We start from the raw sequence: 20,115 nt of genomic DNA, 5'->3' as shown, positions 1-20,115 counted from the left end.
TTCTCTCGGGATTCGCATAACCCGACCCCAGCGGGGTCGGGGAGGCCGATCATTACGGGGTAACCTTGCCGTGCTGCAGCGCCTGCCCGTCGTGCCACCAGGCTGCCAGGCTGAACACGTCCGGCACCTTGAGGATGCTGAAGTGGTCACCCGGCCCCTGCCACAGCGCCAGCTTCGGCATCAGTTGCTGCCAGCCGGCCTGCATGGCGGCATGCTCGCGCGCATTGCCCAAGGCATCCAGGCCCGGGTCGTCCACCAATACCAGCCCGACCGCGCCGCTGTAGGCCAGCGTTGGCCGGTAGGCCGTGCGCAATGCCGTGGCGAAGGTGCGCACGGTGCCGTTCAGCGCAGCGGGCTGCGACCGTGCCGGCATCAAGCCGACCCGGACCATGGCCGCGTGCAGTTGGCTCAACTGTTGATCGTCGCTGGCGTCGGCAAATGCACCTGGGTCGATGCCCAGCGCTTTGCCAGTGGAAAGCTGCAGCGCGTCGACCAGCCGCTGCAACGCTTCGCCGAAGGTGTAGGGCTGGCCACAGGTGCCACCCTCGCCCGGGGCCTCGCTGTCGATCAGCGTCAATGAGCGCACCTGCCGCCCCTTGGCTTGCAACCTGGCGGCGATGGCATGTGCCACCCAGCCCCCGAACGAATGCCCGACCAGGTTCAACGGCCCCTGCGGGTACAGCGCCTCGATCGCCAGCACATGGCAATCGGCAGCGGCTTCCACCGTGCTGTGCGGCACCGAGCAGCCATCCAGCCCGCGGGCCTGCAAGCCATACAGCGGCCAGTCCGGCCCCAGCGCTTCGGCCAGGCCAATGAAGCTGGTGACGCTGTCGCCGGCCCCCGGCACGCAGAACACCGGCGCGTGCCCAGCCTGACCGGTCTGGATCGCTACCAACGGCTGATAAGCCGCCACCTCGGCGTTAGGCACCGCGCCCAACGCCTGCCCGAGCACCTGCCCCAGCGCGGCCACATGGGGCGCCTGCATCACGCTGCGGTGGTCGCCCGGCACGCCCAGGGCGACCAGCGCCTGAGTCGGCAGCGTCTCGCCCCAGCCCAGGGCCGACAGGCTGTCGCTGCCCTGCTCGGCGCGCAGCAGGTGCACCGGTACACTCAGCGGCGCAGGGCGGTAATGCGCCAATGCTCGGCCGTGCGCCAGTTCGCGGGTGAAGTAGTGCTGCAGTTGCGCATCCGTCATGCTCGCCCACAGCCCATACAGCAGCTGATGTTCGCGGCAACTGGCCACCAGGGCGGTAAAACCCGTCTCCCCGGCTTCCAGGTGCTGCAACCGCGCCAGCTTGTCGGCGCCTGCCGGGCCCTGCGTGCGCCAGAACAGGCTGCAGTTGGCCAGCAACTGCCGCTCCAGTGCACGCGGCCCCTCCCAGCGCGCCTTGCCCTGGTCGGCCAGGCGCGGCACATAAGTGTCGATCAAGCCCAGGAACTCGACTGGCTCGTCCGCACCCAGCAACTGGTTGGCGATCTCGAAGGCCAGTACCCCACCGAACGACCAGCCGGCCAGGCGGTAAGGCCCCTGCGGCTTTACGCTGCGCATCTGCTCGATGTGGTAGCGGGCCAGACACTCCAGGGTGCGTGGTTGTGGGCGGTCACCCGGTACGCCGGGCAGTCCGTAGATAGCGAAGTCACCGGGCAGGTGCTGGGCCAGCACCGGGAAGTAGAAGTCCAGGCCGGTGAATTCGTGAACCAGGAACAGCGGCGTCTGCGTACCGCTGGCCCGCACCGTGATCACACCACGCGGCGCGGCATCCCGGTTGCCCAGCCGCGCCGCCAGCAAGGCGACGCTGGGCTGCTGGAACACATCGTTGATGGCCACTTGCAAACCCGCCTTGGTGATCTTGTCGACCAGCCGGATCGCGGCCAGGGAATGGCCGCCGAGTTCGAAGAAGTTGTCGTGGCGCCCTACCCGCTCCACGCCCAGCAGTTCGGCCCAGATCGCGGCCAGCAGGGTCTCGGTGTCGCCTTCGGGGGCTTGGTATTCGCGGTGTTGCAGGGCTTCGGCGTCCGGCAGCGGCAAGGCCTTGCGGTCGAGCTTGCCGTTGGGGCTTAGCGGTAGCACCTCCAGGTGTATGAACAGCGCGGGAACCATGAACGTCGGCAGGTGCCCGAGCAACGACGAGCGCAGCGCTTCCACTGGATGGAATTGGCCCGTGTAGTACGCGAGCAGCTGCTGTTCGCGGGCGATCACCACGGCTTCCTTGATCCCCTCTATCCGCGTCAGGCCGGCCTGGATTTCACCCAGCTCGATGCGCAGGCCATGGATCTTCACCTGATCATCGTTGCGGCCCAGGTACTCGATATTACCATCGCTCAGGTGCCGCGCCAGGTCGCCGGTGCGGTACAGGCGTGCGCCGGGGCGAGTGCTGAACGGGTCGTCGATGAAGCGTTCGGCGGTCAGTTCGGCGCGGTTGAGGTAGCCACGGGCGACTTGCACGCCGCCGATGAACAGCTCGCCAGCGACGCCTTGCGGTACCGGCTGGCCCAGCGTATCGAGCACGTACAGCGTGGTGTTGGCGATGGGCTTGCCGATTGGGGTGTTGTCCGGCGCCGTCATGCAATGCCAGGCGCTGACGTCCACCGCCGCTTCTGTCGGGCCATACAGGTTATGCAGCTCGACCGTTGGCAACTGCGCGTGGAAACGCCGTACCAGGCTGCCCGGCAAGGCTTCACCGCTGCACAGCACGCGCTTGAGGGCATCTGCCGAAGCGTCGCCATGAGCAAGGAACACATCCAGCATCGATGGCACGAAGTGCAAGGTGGTGACGCCTTCGCTGCGGATCACCTGACGCAGGTACTCCGGATCGCGATGGCCACCGGGGCGAGCCATGACCAGGCGTGCGCCGGTTTGCAGCGGCCAGAGGAACTCCCACACCGACACGTCGAAGCTGAATGGGGTCTTTTGCAAGACCACATCGTCTGCGCCGAGGTTGTAGGCGTCCTGCATCCACAGCAGGCGGTTGACCACACCGGCGTGCTCGTTCATCACACCCTTCGGCAAGCCGGTGGAGCCAGAGGTGTAGATCACATAGGCCAGATGACGTGGGGTCAACGTAGGAACTACCGGGTTGCTGGAAGGCTGCGCGTTCCAGGTTGGCTGGTCCAGATCAATAAGCCGGACCGCCTCCGGTACGTGGCGCGTAGCGCTGTGCACCAGCACCGCCACTGGCGCGCTGTCGCTCAGCATGTGGCGCACGCGTTCGGTCGGGTAATCCGGGTCCACCGGCACATAGGCGCCGCCCGCCTTGAGGATGGCCAACAGGCCAACCACCATCGACAGCCCACGTTCGACGCAGATCGCCACCCGATCATCAGACTTCACGCCCAACGCGATCAAGTGATGCGCCAGGCGGTTGGCCTGTTCATTCAACTCGCGGTAGCTGAGCGTGCCTTCCTCGGCCCGCACTGCAACCGCATCCGGTGTGCGCACGACCTGAGCTTCAATCAGCCCATGCAGGGTCTGCTCAAGGTCGTAAGCCACCGCAGTATCGTTGAAGCCCTGCAGCAACCGCTTGCGCTCATCGGCATCGGGCAACCCGGTATGGGCAGGGATGGCCCGATCACTTTCAACGAAGGTCCACAGTAACTGTTCGAAATACCCCGCATAACGCTCGATGGTGGCCCGCTCGAACAGGGCTGTCGCGTAGACGATACCGCCGGCAAAGCCTTCGCCAGCCTCGCCCAGGCTCAGGCTCAGGTCGAACTTGGCAATGCATGCCGGCCCACCCACTGCGCTCACCGCCAGGTCCGCCAACTGCAGCGCCTGCCGCTCCGGGCTGGCGTCCCAGTCCAGGGTGGCCTGGTAGAGCGGCGTATGCGCCAGGCTGCGGCGTGGGCGCAGCAGCTCGACCACCTGCTCGAACGGCAGGTCCTGGTGCGCCTGCCCGGCCAGCACCACGGCCTTGACCCTGGCCAGCAACGTGGCGACATCCGGTGCATCCGAAGTCTGCACGCGCAACGCCATGGCGTTCACGAACATGCCGACCAGGCCATCCACTTCCGCTTGCCTGCGGTTGGCCACGGGCGAGCCGATCACCACTTCGTCCTGGCCGGCAAGCCGGCTCAACAGCACCGCCCAGGCCGCCATGAACAGCATGTAAGGCGTCACACCATGGCGCCGGCACAGCGCTTTCAGGTCGCGGCTCAAGCGCGGCTCCAGGCACACCGCGACGCTGCCACCGGCATACTGCTGGCGCTCGGGCCGTGGGTGGTCCCAGGGCAGGCTGATCAGCGCCGGTGCCCCGGCCAACTGGCCGACCCAGTAATCGGCCTGCTGGCGCAGCGCATCGCCGCTCAGCCAGCGCCGCTGCCACAGGGCATAGTCGATGTACTGCACAGGCAAGGCTGGCAACGGGTCGTCGCCACCGCTGCCGAAAGCCTGGTACAGCGCCCCCAACTCGCGTACCAACACGGCCAGCGACCAGCCGTCGGCCACCAGATGATGCAAGGTCAGCAACAGCACATGGTGGTCCGGGGCGAGCTGCAGCATGCGCGCCCGTACCGGCAAGTCCCTGGCCAGGGCGAAGGGTCGGCCGGCCTCCTCGCGAATCAGCGCCGCCAGCGCTAGCTCATCCAGCCCATTGCAGATTTCCCAACCAAGCTGGAAGCCATCGCTGCCGCTGGCCAGTACCACCTGCGGCTCGCCGTCCCGCTTCACAAAATGGCTGCGCAAACTCTCATGGCGCTCGACCAGGCGCCGCAAGGCCCGCTCCAGCGCCGCGCAGTCCAGGCGGCCCTGCAAGCGCAGGGCCAGCGGAATGTGATAGGCCGCACTGGCCTCCTCCATCTGCGCCAAAAACCACAGCCGCTGCTGGGCGAACGACAGCGGCAAGGCACCCTGGCGTGGGCCCGGCTGGATAGCCGGCAACGCATTGCCGTCATGGGCAAGGCGCGCCGCAACCGCCGCCAGGCTGTCATCGGCGAACAGATCACCCAGGGCCAGCTCAAGGCCCAGGCGTTGGCGAACCTGGGCCACCATGCGCATCGCCAGCAACGAATGGCCCCCCAGTTCGAAGAAGCGGTCCTGGCGCCCGACGCTCTGCAGTTGCAGCAGTTCGCCCCACAGCGTGGCCAACGCCTGCTCGCGCTCGCCTTCCGGCGCCTCGTAAGCCGTCAGCGCAAGGTCCTGGGGCCCCGGTGCCGGCAAGGCCTGGCGATCGACCTTGCCGTTGTTGTTCAGCGGCATCCGTGGCAGCGCGACAAAGGCGCTCGGCACCATGTATTCCGGCAAGCGGCCACGCAGGAACGCGCGCAGCTCTGTGGCCTGCAGCGCTGCCTCGAGCCGGGTGAACCAGGCCACCAGCCGCAGCGGCCCCTGTTCGCCAGGCACGGCCATCACCACCACCTCGCCAACCCCCGGTGCCAAGGCCAACTGCTGCTCGATTTCACCCAGCTCGATCCGGTAGCCGCGGATCTTGACCTGGTCGTCATTGCGCCCCAGGCACTCCAATTGGCCGTCAGGCTGCCAGCGCACCAGGTCGCCGGTGCGGTACAGCCTGGCACCGGGTTGCTGGCTGAACGGGTCATCGATGAAACGCTGCGCCGTCAGTTCCGGGCGATTCAGGTAGCCCAGGGCCACACCGTCACCGCCGATGTACAGCTCACCGACCACCCCCTGCGGCACGGGTTGCTGCCAGGCGTCCAGCACATACACCTGGGTGTTGCCGATAGGCCGGCCAATCGGCACCTGAGGCGCGTTCGGCGCCAGTTCATGCACTTCGAAAGTGACCGCGAAGGTGGTGGTTTCGGTCGGCCCGTAGCCATTGACCAGGCGCAACCCAGGCGCCTTCTGCAGCAGCGTACGGAAGGCCGCGGGCTCTGCACGCTCACCGCCGCTGATCAACACGCGCAGCAGCGCCAAGGCCTCGGGGATCAGTTGCACGTACTGGTTGAACAGCGCCGTGGTCAGGAACAGTACGGTGATGCCTTGGTCCACCAGCGCCGCCGCGAAACGCTGCGGATCGACCAGCGTGTGGTGATCGATCACCCGCACCTGCCCGCCGTTGAGCAGTGCGCCCCAGACCTCCAGGGTGCTGGCATCGAATGCCGGGTTGGAGGCGAAGGCGATACGGTCGCCCGCCGTCAATTCGGCAAAGCTGTCGTTCAGCACAAGCCGCGCGATGCCCCGGTGCGTGACGCAAACGCCCTTGGGTTTGCCGGTGGTGCCGGAGGTGTACATCACATAGGCCGTGCTCCCAGCGTCCTGGGCCAGCCCAGGGTTGTGGCCGGGCTGGTCGTCGAGTGACAGTTGGTCGAGGTTCACACGCCGCACCGCAAGATCGACTGGCGTAGCGGCAAGCGTCAGCACTGCGGCGGCCTGGCAGTCCTCGACCACGAACGCCTGGCGATCGGCGGGGGCATGGATGTCCAACGGTACATAGACCGCACCACACTTGAGCACTGCCAGCTGCGCCACCAGCAGTTGCAACGAGCGCGGCAACAGCACCGCAACGCAGGCGCCCGGCGCCACACCGGTGCCCTTCAGGTAATGCGCCAGGCGGTTGGCGCGTTCATTAAGCGTGGCGTAGTCCACGGCCTGGTCGCCATGCACCGCCGCCAGTGCCAGCGGGTGGCGGGCCACGCGCTGTTCGAACAAGCGCTGCACCGCACATTCGCGGGGGTAGTCGCGCTGGGTGGCATTGAAGCCATTCAGCAAGGCCTGACGTTCTGCGTCGCCAACCAGCTGCACCTGCGCCAGTGGCTGTTGATCGTTATCGATCATGGCCCACATCAACGTCTCGAAGTAGCCCACATAGCGCCGCACGGTGGCTTCGTCGAACAGCGAAGTGGCGTAGTCGAGGCTGCCACGCAAGTTGTCGCCATGCTCGCCAAGGTTCAGCGTCAGGTCGAACTTGGCCACCTGGCCAGCCTGGGCCACGGCTTCCAGTTGCAGGCCCGGCAACTGCAAGGCGGCACCCTCGGTGGCCTGCCAGTTCAGGGTGGCCTGGAACAACGGCGTATGGCCCAGGCTGCGCAGCGGGCGAACGATTTCCACCACCTGTTCGAACGGCAAGTCCTGGTGCGCCTGGGCGTCCAGTACACGCGCGCGCACCTGCTCTAGCAGGTCGTGCGCTGTCGGTGCTGTTGCAGTGTCGATGCGCACGGCCAGGGTATTGACGAACAAGCCCACCAAGGGCTCCAGCTCGGCTCGGCCGCGGCCCGCTACAGGGCAACCGATCACCACCTCAGCTTGGCCGGACAACCGCGACAGCACGCCAGCCCAGGCGCTGAGCACGGCCATGTACAGCGTCACCCCATGACGCTGGGCCAGGGTGCGCAGGCCCGCCGCCAGGCGTGGCTCCAGCTGCAGTGGCAGGCTTGCCCCGGCAAAGTCCTGGCGCTCGGGGCGTGGGCGGTCGCTGGGTAGCTTGAGCAGGCTGGGCACGCCGTCCAGGGCCTGGCGCCAGTAATCGGCCTGGCGCTGCAACTGGGCGCCGGATAGCCAGCGGCGCTGCCAAACGGCGTAATCGCCATACTGAATGGCCAACGCCGGCAGTGGTTCATCCCTGCCTTGGCAGATGGCGGTGTACAGCGCGCTCAACTCGTGCGTGAGCACACCCAGCGACCAGCCGTCGGCGACGATGTGGTGCACGGCCAGGGCCAGCACATGATGCTCGGCGCCCAGGCGCAGCAGACACGCCCGCAGCAACGGCCCGTGGGCCAGGTCGAACGGTGCACTGGCCGCTTCATGCAAGCGGGCTGGCAGGGCATCGGCGCCAATGTCTTCGCGCTGGAACCACTCGCCACCCGCTGTGGCGGCAAACACCACCTCGGCACTGGCATCACGCGGCACGAAGCGGCTGCGCAAGGTTTCGTGGCGCTCGATGATCCGCAGCAATGCAGTCTCGAGGGCATCCGCGTCCAGTGGCCCGCGCAGGACCAGGGCCATCGGCACGTTGTAAGCCTGGTTGCCGCCGTCCATCTGCGCCAGAAACCACAACCGCTGCTGGGCAAACGACATTGGCAGCGGCGCATCGCGCGGCACCGGGCATATCGCCGGCAGCTCGCTGCGCACGGCCTTGGCCAGCACGTCGGCCACCGCAGCCAGCTCCGGGTTGGCGAACAGTTCGCTCAGGCTCAGCTCGACGCCCAGGCGCACGCGCACTTGGGAGACCATGCGCATGGCCAGCAAGGAATGGCCGCCAAGGCTGAAGAAATGGTCGCGACGGCCGACGCGTTCGACCTGCAGCAGCTCGGCCCACACGTGCGCCAGGGCCTGCTCCAGCTCGCCCTCGGGGGCCTCGTAACCCTGCTCGAACAATGCCGAGCGGTCAGGCTGGGGCAATGCCCGGCGGTCGAGTTTGCCATTGGCAGTCAGCGGCAACGCCTGCAGCGCGACGAACGCCACCGGCACCATGTATTCGGGCAAGTGCGCCTGCAACTGGGCACGCAGGCCTTCGGGGGTGAGCGGCTTGACGTCGGCCTGGGCGGTGAAGTAAGCCACCAGCCGTGGCTGGCCGGGCTGGTCCTCGCGGGCCAGCACCACCGCCTCATCGATGCCGGCCAAGGCGCTCAGGCGGCTTTCGATTTCGCCCAGTTCGATGCGTACGCCGCGGATCTTGACCTGGTCGTCGTTGCGCCCCAGGTAGTCCAGGGTGCCGTCGGGCAACCAGCGCACCAGGTCGCCCGTGCGGTACATACGCCCGCCGGCCGTGGCGACGAAGGGGTCGTCAAGGAAGCGCTCGGCGGTCAATGCCGGGCGGTTCAGGTAGCCCCGGGCGACCCCGGCACCGCCAATGTAAAGCTCCCCTGGCACGCCCAGCGCGACAGGTTGCTGATGGGCGTCGAGGACATACAGGCGCGCGTTGTCGACCGGCCGGCCGATGTGCAGCGCCGCGCCGGGCTCCAACACGCCAGAGCTGGCCACCACGGTGGTTTCAGTGGGGCCGTAATTGTTGACCACGGCAAAGCGCTGGGTGCGGTTGAACTGGCGCAGGCGGTCGCCGCCGATCAACAGAGTGCGCAAAGTCGGGTGTTCGAGCTGGTGATTGAAGGCGTATTCGGCCACCGGCGTGGGCAGGAAACTGACGTCCAGCGGCTGTGCCTGCCACCAGGCGAGCATGGCGTCGAGGTCTTCGTTGCCCTGGGATGCTGGCGCCAGGTGCAACGTAGCCCCGGCACACAACGCCGGCCAGACTTCCCAGGCCATGGCATCGAAACCAAAGCCGGCCAGGCTCGACGTGTGCCGGCCAGGGCACAGGTCAAAGGCGCGGCAATGCCAGTCGACCAGGTTGTTGACCGTGCGGTGCTCGACCATCACCCCCTTGGGCTGACCGGTCGAGCCCGAGGTGTAGATCACATAGGCCAGGTTGCTTGCATCCAGGCCGGGCACAAGGGGGTTGCTGTCGCAGGCGGGCCAGCCCGGCTGGTCCAGCAGCAGCACCGGCACCTCAACGGGCCCCAGGCGCGCCTGCAATGCCTGTTGCGTCAGTACCACCACCGGGCCGCTGTCGCTGAGCAGGTAGTGCACGCGCTCATCCGGGTGGGCCGGGTCTACCGGCACGTAGCCCGCCCCTGCCTTGAGCACAGCCAACAAGCCAACCAGCGTCTCCAGGCTGCGCCGGGCGACCACGGCGACACGGTCATCGGGCCGCACCCCCAGGCTGATCAGGTGCTGCGCAAGGGCATTGGCCTGGCGGTTGAGCGCGGCGTAAGTCAGGCACGCGCCGGCGCAGGTGGCGGCAACGTGGTCAGGGTACTGCTCGGCCAGTTGTGCGATGCGCTGGTGCAGCGCCAGCTGCCGTTCGTAGCTGGCCGGGTAATCGTTGAACGTTTCCAGCAGTTCCTGGCGCTCGCTGTCAGGCAGCATGGCAAGCGCCGTGACCGCTGCCTGAGGGGCCTGCAACAGGCCTTCAAGGACCTGCTGCAAATAGCCGCAGACGCGCTGCGCCGGGACCTCGGCACTGGCCAGCAAGGTCAGGCGAAAGCCCTCACCCAGGTCATCGACGCTCAGGGTCAACGGGTAGTTGGTGGCCTCGGCGGACTCGACGATGTCGATACCCGCCAGGGCTGCGCGGCGTGGTTGGGTAGTGTCCACCGCGCTGTGACGGTAGTTGAGCAAGGCATTGAACAGCGGCGCCGGCGCTGCCACACCGCTGCAACGCTGGGCCAGCGCCAGAGGCGCGTGTTCGTGGCGCATCAATGCACTCAGCCGCTGGTGGGTGGCGCGAATGGCCGTTGCCAGGTCCTCGCTGCCCAGGTCCACACGTACTGGCAGGGTGTTGATGAAAATCCCCAACGCCCGGTCAGTGGCTTCGGCCCCTTGCAGGCGCCCCATCAGTACCGTGCCGAACACCACCTGCTCACGGCCGGTCAGCCCCCCCAGCACACGCCCCCAGGCCAGGTGGAACACGCTGGCGACGCTCACCCCCAGGCTGCGCGCCAGGGTGCGCAGTTGCTGGCACAGGGCGAGCGGCAGGTCGAGCGAGTGCTCGTTGTGCACTTCGCCAACGCCTTGCACATCCTGGATGCCATACGCCAGAGTCGATTCATCAATGCCCTCCAGCATGTCGCGGAAGAACGCCTCGTGCTCGGCCTCGCTGATCCCCAGCACGGCCTGCGCCACGTAGTTGCGAAACGGCACCGGCGTGCCCAGGCGCTCGCCCTCGCCCGCCAGAAACGCGATCAGTTCGTGGCGCACCACCTCCAGGGCACTGTGGTCCATGGCGATGTGATGAAACTGCAGGGTGGCACTCAATGCGCCATCGGCCTCTGGGGCCTCACGCAGCAGGCGGATCAGCGGCGCCTGGGTCAAGTCGAGCATGCCGCGCTGGGGGTCGCTGGCGGGCAGTGTCGCCACTTGCAGGTCGGCACGGCGCCACACCACCTGTACCGGTGTTTCCAGCCCTTCCCAGTGCACCGAGGTGCGCAGGATATCGTGGCGGGCGATCACCCCGCGCAGGGCCTCGGCGAACGCCTGCAGGCGTGCTTCGCTGGCGAACACGAAACGCGCCTGCATCACGTAAGGGTCGCTGTCGGTGGCGCTGGCATGGTGGAACAACATGCCCTGCTGCAAGGGTGCCAGCGGGTAGATGTCCTGCACATTGGCCGCGCCGCCGGGGATGCAGGCAACGATGCCATCGAGGGTGTCCTGGTCGAGGTCGATCAGGTTGAGCATTTGCGGGGTGATGCGTGTGCAGCCAGGCGCGATCAGGTTTGCCGGCACCTGCACCGCGCCCTGTCTCACGGCCACGTACTCGCCGCGCTCGATCATCGCCACCAGCGCCGGCTTGTGCTCGCGCAGTTGCGCCACCAGTGTGGCGTCGGTCAAGGCCTGGCGGTTGCCCTGGACGGCCAGCTGGCCGTCCTTCAGCGCCAGCTGCACGTTTTTGGCCGTCAGTGTTGCCAGTAGTTGGTTGATGCTCACAGGACGATCTCCATTCTGTCTGTGATGGCTGCGTAGCCTGCCAATGTCGGTTGGTCGAACAGGGCGCGCACATCGGCTTCCAGGCCTTGGTCGCGCAGGCGGGAGGTCAGGGTCACTGCCAGCAGTGAGTGGCCGCCCAGTTCGAAGAAATTGTCGTGGCGACCTACCCGCTCCACGCCCAGCAGTTCGGCCCAGATCGTGGCCAGCAGGGTCTCGGTGTCGCCTTCGGGGGCTTGGTATTCGCGGTGTTGCAGGGCTTCGGCGTCCGGCAGCGGCAAGGCCTTGCGGTCGAGCTTGCCGTTGGGGCTTAGCGGCAGGGCCTCCAAGTGCATGAACAGCGCGGGCACCATGAACGCTGGCAGATGAGCCAGCAGTGCACTGCGCAGGGCTTCCACGGCCTGCTGCTCGCCGGTGTAGTACGCCACCAGACGCTGGTCGCGGGCGATTACAACCGCTTCCGTCACTCCCTCGATGGCGGTCAGGCCGGCCTGGATTTCACCCAGCTCGATGCGCAAGCCATGGATTTTCACCTGGTCGTCGTTGCGGCCCAGGTACTCGATATTGCCATCGCTCAGGTGCCGCGCCAGGTCGCCAGTGCGGTACAGGCGTGCGCCGGGGCGAGTGCTGAACGGGTCGTCGATGAAGCGTTCGGCGGTCAGTTCGGCGCGGTTGAGGTAGCCACGGGCGACTTGCACGCCGCCGATGAACAGCTCGCCAGCGACGCCTTGCGGTACCGGCTGGCCCAGCGTATCGAGCACGTACAGCGTGGTGTTGGCGATGGGCTTGCCGATTGGGGTGTTGTCCGGCGCCGTCATGCAATGCCAGGCGCTGACGTCCACCGCCGCTTCTGTCGGGCCATACAGGTTATGCAGCTCGACCGTTGGCAACTGCGCGTGGAAACGCCGTACCAGGCTGCCCGGCAAGGCTTCACCGCTGCACAGCACGCGCTTGAGGGCATCTGCCGAAGCGTCGCCATGAGCAAGGAACACATCCAGCATCGATGGCACGAAGTGCAAGGTGGTGACGCCTTCGCTGCGGATCACTTGGCGCAGGTACTCAGGGTCACGATGGCCACCGGGGCGAGCCATGACCAGGCATGCGCCGGTTTGCAGCGGCCAGAGGAACTCCCACACCGACACGTCGAAGCTGAATGGGGTCTTTTGCAAGACAACGTCTTCTGCGCCGAGGTTGTAGGCGTCCTGCATCCACAGCAAGCGGTTAACTACACCGGCGTGCTCGTTCATCACACCCTTCGGCAAGCCGGTGGAGCCAGAGGTGTAGATCACGTAGGCCAGATGACGTGGGGTCAACGTAGGAACTACCGGGTTGCTGGAAGGCTGCGCGTTCCAGGTTGGCCGGTCCAGATCAATAAGCCGGACCGCCTCCGGTACGTGGCGCGTAGCGCTGTGCACCAGCACCGCCACTGGCGCGCTGTCGCTCAGCATGTGGCGCACGCGTTCGGTCGGGTAATCCGGGTCCACCGGCACATAGGCGCCGCCCGCCTTGAGGATGGCCAACAGGCCAACCACCATCGACAGCCCACGTTCGACGCAGATCGCCACCCGATCATCAGGCTTCACGCCCAACGCGATCAAGTGATGCGCCAGGCGGTTGGCCTGTTCATTCAACTCGCGGTAGCTGAGCGTGCCTTCCTCGGCCCGCACTGCAACCGCATCTGGCGTGCGCACCACCTGCGCCTCGATCAGCCCGTGCAAGGTCTGCTCAAGGTCGTAAGCCACCGCGGTGTCATTGAAGTCCACCAACACCCGCTGGCGTTCCTCTGGCGCCAGCACCGGCAAGCGCTGCAATTGCAACTGTGGCGTCTGCTCCAGGGCCTCGACCATCGCCTCCAGCACCTGGTTCATCTGCCCGCAAATACGAGCCGCACCCACTTCGGCCGGGGTCATGGCAACCAGCCGGAAGCCTTCACCCAGGTCGTCCACGTTCAGGCCCAACGGGTAGTTGCTGCGCTCCTGGCTCTCGAGGTTCTCCATACCCTGGGTAGCCTGACGCTGGCTGTCAGTGACCTGCGTACTGTGCCGGTAGTTGAGCATGGCGCTGAACAACGGCAATGGCGCAGCCACACCGCTGCAACGCTGGGCCAAGGCCAAGGACGCGTGCTCATGGGCCAGCAAGGCGCTGAGGCGCTGATGCACGGCCTGCGCACCCTCGCGCAGGCTCACTTCGTTCAGGTCGACCCGCAGCGGCAAGGTGTTGATGAACATGCCCAGCGCCCGCTCGGCGCCTTCGCCGCCTTGCAAACGGCCAAGCAGCACGGTGCCGAACACCACGCGATCCTTGCCGCTGGCAGCCGCCAGCAGGCGTGCCCACGCCAGGTGGAACAGGCTGGCAACGCTGATCCCCAGCTGCCGGCCGTGCTGACGCAGACGTTGTGCCAGGTCGTCCAGCAGCCACAGCTGGGCCTCTTCGATGTCGCGGCCATCGCCTTGTACATCGCTGATGCCGAACGGCAGGGTCGGTTCGTCGATATCCGCCAACTGCTCGCGGAAGAACGCTTCGTGCTCAGCCTGGCTGATACCCAGCCGCGCCTGGGCTACATAGTTGCGATATGGCACCGGCGCCTGCGCCGGCTCGCCAGCGCCCTGCAGGTAACCGATCAGTTCCTCGCCGACCACCTCCATGGCGGTGTGGTCGAGCACGATGTGGTGGAACTGCAGGGTCGCTTCGATACGTTCCGTACCCGGCTGCTGGGTGTAGCGCAGGCGGATCAGCGGTGCCTGGCCCAGGTCGAGCGTTGCATCGCGCTCATCGCCGCCCGGCATGACCGACAACGGCGCATGCCGCCAGACCACCTGCACGGCTTGCGGCAGGCCCTGCCAAAGCACGGCGGTGCGCAGCACGTCATGCCTGGCGATGACCTTGCCCAGCGCTGTGGCAAAGTGGTCCAGGTGCTCGCGGCTGGCAAAGGCGAAGCGCGACTGCAACACATAAGGGTCATGTGCCTGCGCGCTGAGGTGGTGATAGAGAATGCCCTCCTGCAACGGCGCCAACGGGTAGATGTCCTGCACATTGCTGGCGCCGCCCGGCACCTGGGCAACGATGCGCTCGATGGCCGCCTGCTCCAGCGCGATCAGGGGCAGCATGCCCGGGGTGATGTGCTGGCAGCCAGCCGGGATCAGGTTGGCCGGCACCTGCACCTGGCCTCCCTGGCCCAGGGTTGCTGCCAGCGCCGCCACGGTCGGTTGGCCGAACAGCGTGCGCACATCGACTTGCAAGCCTTCCCGGCGCAGGCGCGCGGTCAGGTTCACGGCCAGCAGCGAATGGCCACCCAGCTCGAAGAAGTTGTCGTGCCGGCCCACGCGTTCGACACCCAGCATGTCGGCCCATACTGCCGCGAGGGCAGTTTCCACCTCACCTTGCGGGGCAACGTGGGCCTGGCCTGCGAGCAGGTTCGGGTCGGGGTCGGGCAACGCGTTGCGGTCGAGCTTGCCATGGCTGGTCAACGGCAATGCCGGCAGATGCATGAAGGCCATCGGCACCAGGTGCGCGGGCAGGCTTGCCTGCAACGCCTGGCGCAGTGTGTCCACGGCCACCGGTGCGGTTTCGGTGAACCAGGCCAGCAACCGCTCGCCGCGCACCAGCACCACCGCATCGCCAATACCGGGCTGGGCGGCCAACACGCTTTCGATCTCGCCAAGCTCCACGCGTACACCACGAATCTTCACCTGGTCGTCGTTACGGCCCAGGTAGTCGAGGGTGCCGTCAGCGTTCCAGCGCACCAGGTCACCCGTGCGGTACAGCCGCGCCTCGGGTTGCCCGCTGAACGGGTCGGCGACAAAGCGCTCTGCGGTCAGTTGCGGGCGGTTGAAGTAACCGCGGGCGACCCCCGCCCCGCCAATGTACAACTCGCCCACGGCGCCCACTGGCAGCGGTTGCTGGCGTTCGTCGAGCACATACACCCGGGTGTTGGCGATCGGCATGCCGATATGCAGCGCACCGGCCGCCGCCAACTGCCCGGAGGTGGCAACCACCGTGGCCTCGGTGGGCCCATAGTTGTTGACCAGGGCAAAGCCTGGGTCACGCTCGAACTGGCGCAGGCGATCCCCCCCGACCAGCAGCGTGCGCAAGGTCGGGTGCTGGCGCTCGCGGCGCAGCGCTTGCTCGGCCACCGGCGTTGGCAGGAAGCTGACCGCCAGCGGTTGCGCAAGCCACCAGTCGAGCAGTTCATCGACGTGCTCAGCGGCGATACGCGCAGGCGGCAGGTGCAGCACGGCCCCGGCACACAACGCCGGCCACACCTCCCAGGCCACCGCATCGAAGCCGAAACCGGCCACCGTGCTGGTATGGCTACCGGCGTTCAGGGCAAAGGCCTCGCCGTGCCAATGCACCAGGTTGGCCAGTGTGGCGTGCTCGACCATCACCCCTTTGGGCTGGCCGGTAGAGCCGGAGGTGTAGATCACGTACGCCAGTTGGCGATCATCCAGGCCTGCCACACGCGGGTTGCTGTCGGCTGCGCCCTGCCAGGCATCGCGGTGCAGCTGGACGCAAGGGGTCTCGCCGACCAGCGCCAGGGTGGCGGACTCGACCAGCACCAGTGCCGGTGCGCTGTCTTCGAGCAGGTAGGCGATGCGCTCGGCCGGGTACGCCGGGTCGATCGGCACGTAGGCTGCACCGGCCTTGAGCACGGCCAGCAGTGCCAGCACGCGCTCCAGGGTACGCGGCAAGCACAACGCAACCCGGTCGCCGACCTTTACCCCACGCTCGATCAGGTGGTGGGCGAGGCGGTTGGCGCTGCGGTTCAGCTCGCCATAGCTCAGCACCTGGCCATCCTGCACCAACGCCGCCGCTTGCGGCGTGCGGGCCGCCTGGGCTTCGACCAGGGCGTGCACGGTGAACCCTTTCGGGTAGTCGCGTGCGGTGGTATTGAAGGCTTCCAGCACCTGTCGGCGCGCTGCCGGGTCGAGGATCGACAACGTATCCACCGGTTTGTCCGGCGTTTGGGTCAGGGCCTGCAACAGCTCGATCAGGGCCTGGTTCATCCAGCCGGCGACCCGTTCGGCGCCGATGCCCTCCTGGGCCAGCACGCTCAGGGCAAACCCTTCACCCAGGTCGTCGACACTCAGGGTCAGCGGGTAGTTGCTGCGCTCCTCGCCGCCCAGCAGGCGCACGCCCGGGGTGCCGGTATCGGCCTCGGCAGGTGCCCCTGCCGTGCTGTGACGGTAGTTGAACAAGGCGCTGAACAACGGCGTGGATGCCGCCACGCCACTGCAACGCTGGGCCAATGCCAAGGACGCGTGCTCGTGCGCCAGTAACGCCGAGAGCCGCTGGTGGGTGATGCGCACCGCTTGCGCCACGGGTGCGCAGAGGTCGATGCGCAGCGGCAGGGTATTGATGAACACGCCCAACGCCCGGTCGGCTCCTTCGCCGCCCTGCAAGCGCCCCATCAGTACCGTGCCGAACACCACATCGGTGCGGTTGGCGAGCACCCCGAGCACCCGTGCCCAGGCCAGGTGCGCCAGGCTGGCGGCGCTCACCCCCAGGCGTCGCGCCTGCTCGCGCAGGCCGCGTGCCAAGCTGGCATCGATGGCCAGGCGGGCTTCTTCGATGGCGCGGCCATCCCCCTGCACATCGGCCAGGCCGAACGGCAAGGTCGGCGCGTCGAGGTCGCCCAGCATGTCGCGGAAGAACGCCTCGTGGCCGGCATCGTTGGCCCCCAGGCGCGCCTGGGCGACGTAGGTGCGGTAAGGCACTGGCGCCGGCAAGCGCTCGCCGTGGCCCGCCAGCACCGCCTGCATCTCGCTGGCGATGACTTCCATGGCGGTGTGGTCCAGGGCCAGGTGGTGGAACTGCAACATCGCCACCACACGCTGGTTGGCCGGGTCGTCGGCATGCAGCAGGCGCAACAGCGGTGCACGCGACAGGTCCAGGCGCTGGTGGCGGGCGTCGAAGCGTGCCTGCAAGGCGTCGATCACCGAGCCGGCGGCCAAGCCGCCGATTGCGCACACCTGCATCCGCGCTTCACGCCATACCACCTGCACGGCGTGCTCCAACCCTTCACTGACCACCGCAGTACGCAGGATGTCGTGCCGGTCGATAACCTGCTGCAAGGCACCCGCCCAGCGCTGCAACTGCGCCAGGTTGTCGAACGCCAGGCGCGATTGCAGCAGATACGGATCGCCCTGTGCGGCGCTCAGGTGATGGTACAGGATGCCCTCCTGCAACGGCGCCAGCGGGTAGATCTCCTGCACATTGGCCGCGCCGCCGGGTACGGTGGCGACGATACGGTCGATACTGGCCTGGTCGAGCGTGATCAGGCTGAGCATGTCCGGGGTAATGTGGCGGGCACCTTGCGGCACACGGTTGGCCGGCACCTGCACTTCGCGCCCGCTGCCCACCGCAGCAGCCAAAGCTGCCAGCGTCGGTTGGGCAAACAGCACACGCACATCGGCGCCAAGGCCGGCCTTGCGCATGCGCTCGACCAGGGTCACGGCCAGCAGCGAATGGCCGCCCAGTTCGAAGAAATGGTCGTGGCGGCCGACCTGCGCGACCTTGAGCAGCTCGGCCCAGATCGCTGCCAAGGTGGTTTCGACCTCACCCTGCGGAGCCTCGAACGCACGGTTCAGCACGGCATCACTGCCTGGCTGCGGCAAGGCACGGCGGTCAAGCTTGCCGTTGGCGGTCAGCGGCAGCCCACCCAGGCAGACATAGGCGGCCGGCAGCATGTAGTCCGGCAACTGGCCTTGCAACTGCTGGTGCAGTTCGGCAATGCCTGGGGCAGGCTCACTGGCGGTGAAATAAGCCACCAGGCGCTTGTCGCCCGGCACATCTTCGCGCACCACCACCGCCGTCTCGCGGATCCCGGCGCACGCCCCCAGGCGCGCTTCGATCTCGCCCAGTTCGACACGGAAGCCGCGCAGCTTGATCTGCTGGTCGGCACGGCCCAGGTAGCGCAAGGTACCGTCGGCCTGCCAGCAGGCCAGGTCGCCACTGCGGTACATGCGCGCACCCGGCTCGCGGCTGAACGGGTCGTCGAGGAAGCGTTCGGCGGTCAGCGCGGGCTGGCCGAGGTAACCCAGGGCGACGCCGTCGCCACCGATGTACAGCTCACCGACCGCGCCGACTGGCAACGGCTGCTGACGCGCATCGAGCACATAGCAGCGGCCATTGCCGATCGGTTTGCCGATGGGAATGCTGCCCGCATCGACCGCACGGATGGCGTAGGTGGTACTGAACGTCGTGGCTTCGGTCGGGCCATAGCCATTGAGCAGGTGCACCGGGGCGCCATGGCGCAATACCCGGTTGACCACGGCCGGGTCCAGTACATCGCCGCCAACTATCAGGTAACGCAGCTTGGCGAAGGCCGGCAGCAAGTCGTCGGCAAACTGGTGGAACAAGCCTGCAGTCAGCCACAGCACCGTCACGCCCTGCTCCAGCAACACCTCACGCAGGGCCTGACGCGACAGCACCTGGTGCTGGTCGATGACCACCACTGCGCCGCCGTTGAGCAGCGGCGCCCAGACTTCCAAGGTGCTGGCGTCGAACGCCGGGTTGGAGGCGAACGCGACGCGGTCCTGGCAGGTGAAGTCGGCGAAGCCGTTGTTGATCACCAGGCGCACGATGGCCCGGTGCGGTACCTGCACGCCCTTGGGGGTGCCGGTAGAGCCGGAGGTATACATGATGTAGGCGGCGCTTTCGGCATCCACCACCAGGCCCGGAGACTGCTGCGGGTAGCCGGCAAGGTCAAGGCGGTCCAGCTCGACGCGCAGGGCGTGGCCCACCGCGTGTTCACTGCTGAGGGTGAGCAACACCCGCGCCTGGCTGTCATCGAGCATGAAAGCCTGGCGTTCGACCGGCGCATTGCTGTCCAGCGGCACGAACACCGCAGCGCACTTGCTGGCCGCCAGTTGCGCCGCCAGCAGTTCGATGCTGCGTGGCAACAACAGCGCAACCCGGTCGCCAGGGCGTACGCCCAGGCCCAACAGGTGATGGGCCAGGCGGTTGGCGTGCTGTTCGAGCTGTGCGTAGCTCCATTGCCGGTCACCGTGCAACACCGCCGGCGCAGTAGGGCTGAGCGCGGCATAGGTGTCGAACAGGGTATGCAGCGCCTGTTCGCGTGGGTAATCGCGGCGGGTGGCGTTGAAGCCTTGAAGCACCCGCTCGCGCTCGGCCGGCGCCAGGCTGCTCACCTGGTGCAAGGCCATGGACGGTGCCAGTGCAAGGGCCTCGGCCAATTGTTCGAGGGCGGTGCTCAGCAACTGGCAGACCTGCGCGCCATCGACCTCTGGCACCGCTTGCACGGTCAGCACAAAGGCGTCGCCCAGGTCGTCGACATTGACCACCAGTGGGTAGTTGCTGCGCTCATGCGCGGCCAGTTGTTCGATACCCTGCCAGGCCTGGCGCAGCTCGGCCTTGGCCGGGGCACTGTGGCGGAAGTTGAGCAGGCTGGTGAACAGCGCCTGGGACGCGGGCACTGCGCTGCAACGCTGGGCCAGGGCCAGCGAAGCTTGCTCGTGGGCCAGCAAACGCGCCAGACGCTGGTGGGTCAGGCGCACGCCCTCGGCCACCGCCATCGCGCCCACGCTCACCCGCAGCGGCAAGGTATTGATGAACATGCCCAGCGCCCGTTCGGCCCCCTCGCCGCCTTGCAGGCGGCCGAGCAGCACGGTGCCGAACACTACCTCTTCGCGCCCGGACAATTGCGCCAGCACCTGCCCCCAGGCCTGGTGCACCAGGCTGGCGACGCTGATACCCAATACACGGGCCTGCTCACGCAGGCGGCC

2 protein-coding genes (1 of these 2 cut by a window edge) are annotated in these 20,115 nt (G+C 67.2%); both read right to left on the bottom strand.

Features of this window, described 5'->3' with window-relative positions; genetic code table 11:
- Nucleotides 1-52: 52 nt before the first annotated feature.
- Nucleotides 53-11,374, bottom strand: a complete 11,322-nt coding sequence (locus PC358_RS04010) for a non-ribosomal peptide synthetase (protein ID WP_033697700.1) — start codon at nt 11,372-11,374, stop codon at nt 53-55.
- Nucleotides 11,371-20,115, bottom strand: the 3' end of a protein-coding gene (locus tag PC358_RS28265) for a non-ribosomal peptide synthase/polyketide synthase (protein ID WP_033697699.1). Its footprint extends 13,578 nt past the window's final position; the window shows 8,745 of its 22,323 coding nt (coding positions 13,579-22,323); the start codon falls outside the window, past its right edge; its stop codon occupies nt 11,371-11,373. Before PC358_RS28265 ends, PC358_RS04010 begins: the two co-directional genes overlap by 4 nt.

The sequence above is a fragment of the Pseudomonas capeferrum genome (assembly GCF_000731675.1).
Lineage (GTDB): Bacteria > Pseudomonadota > Gammaproteobacteria > Pseudomonadales > Pseudomonadaceae > Aquipseudomonas > Aquipseudomonas capeferrum.
This window is presented reverse-complemented; position numbering and strand designations above follow the sequence as displayed.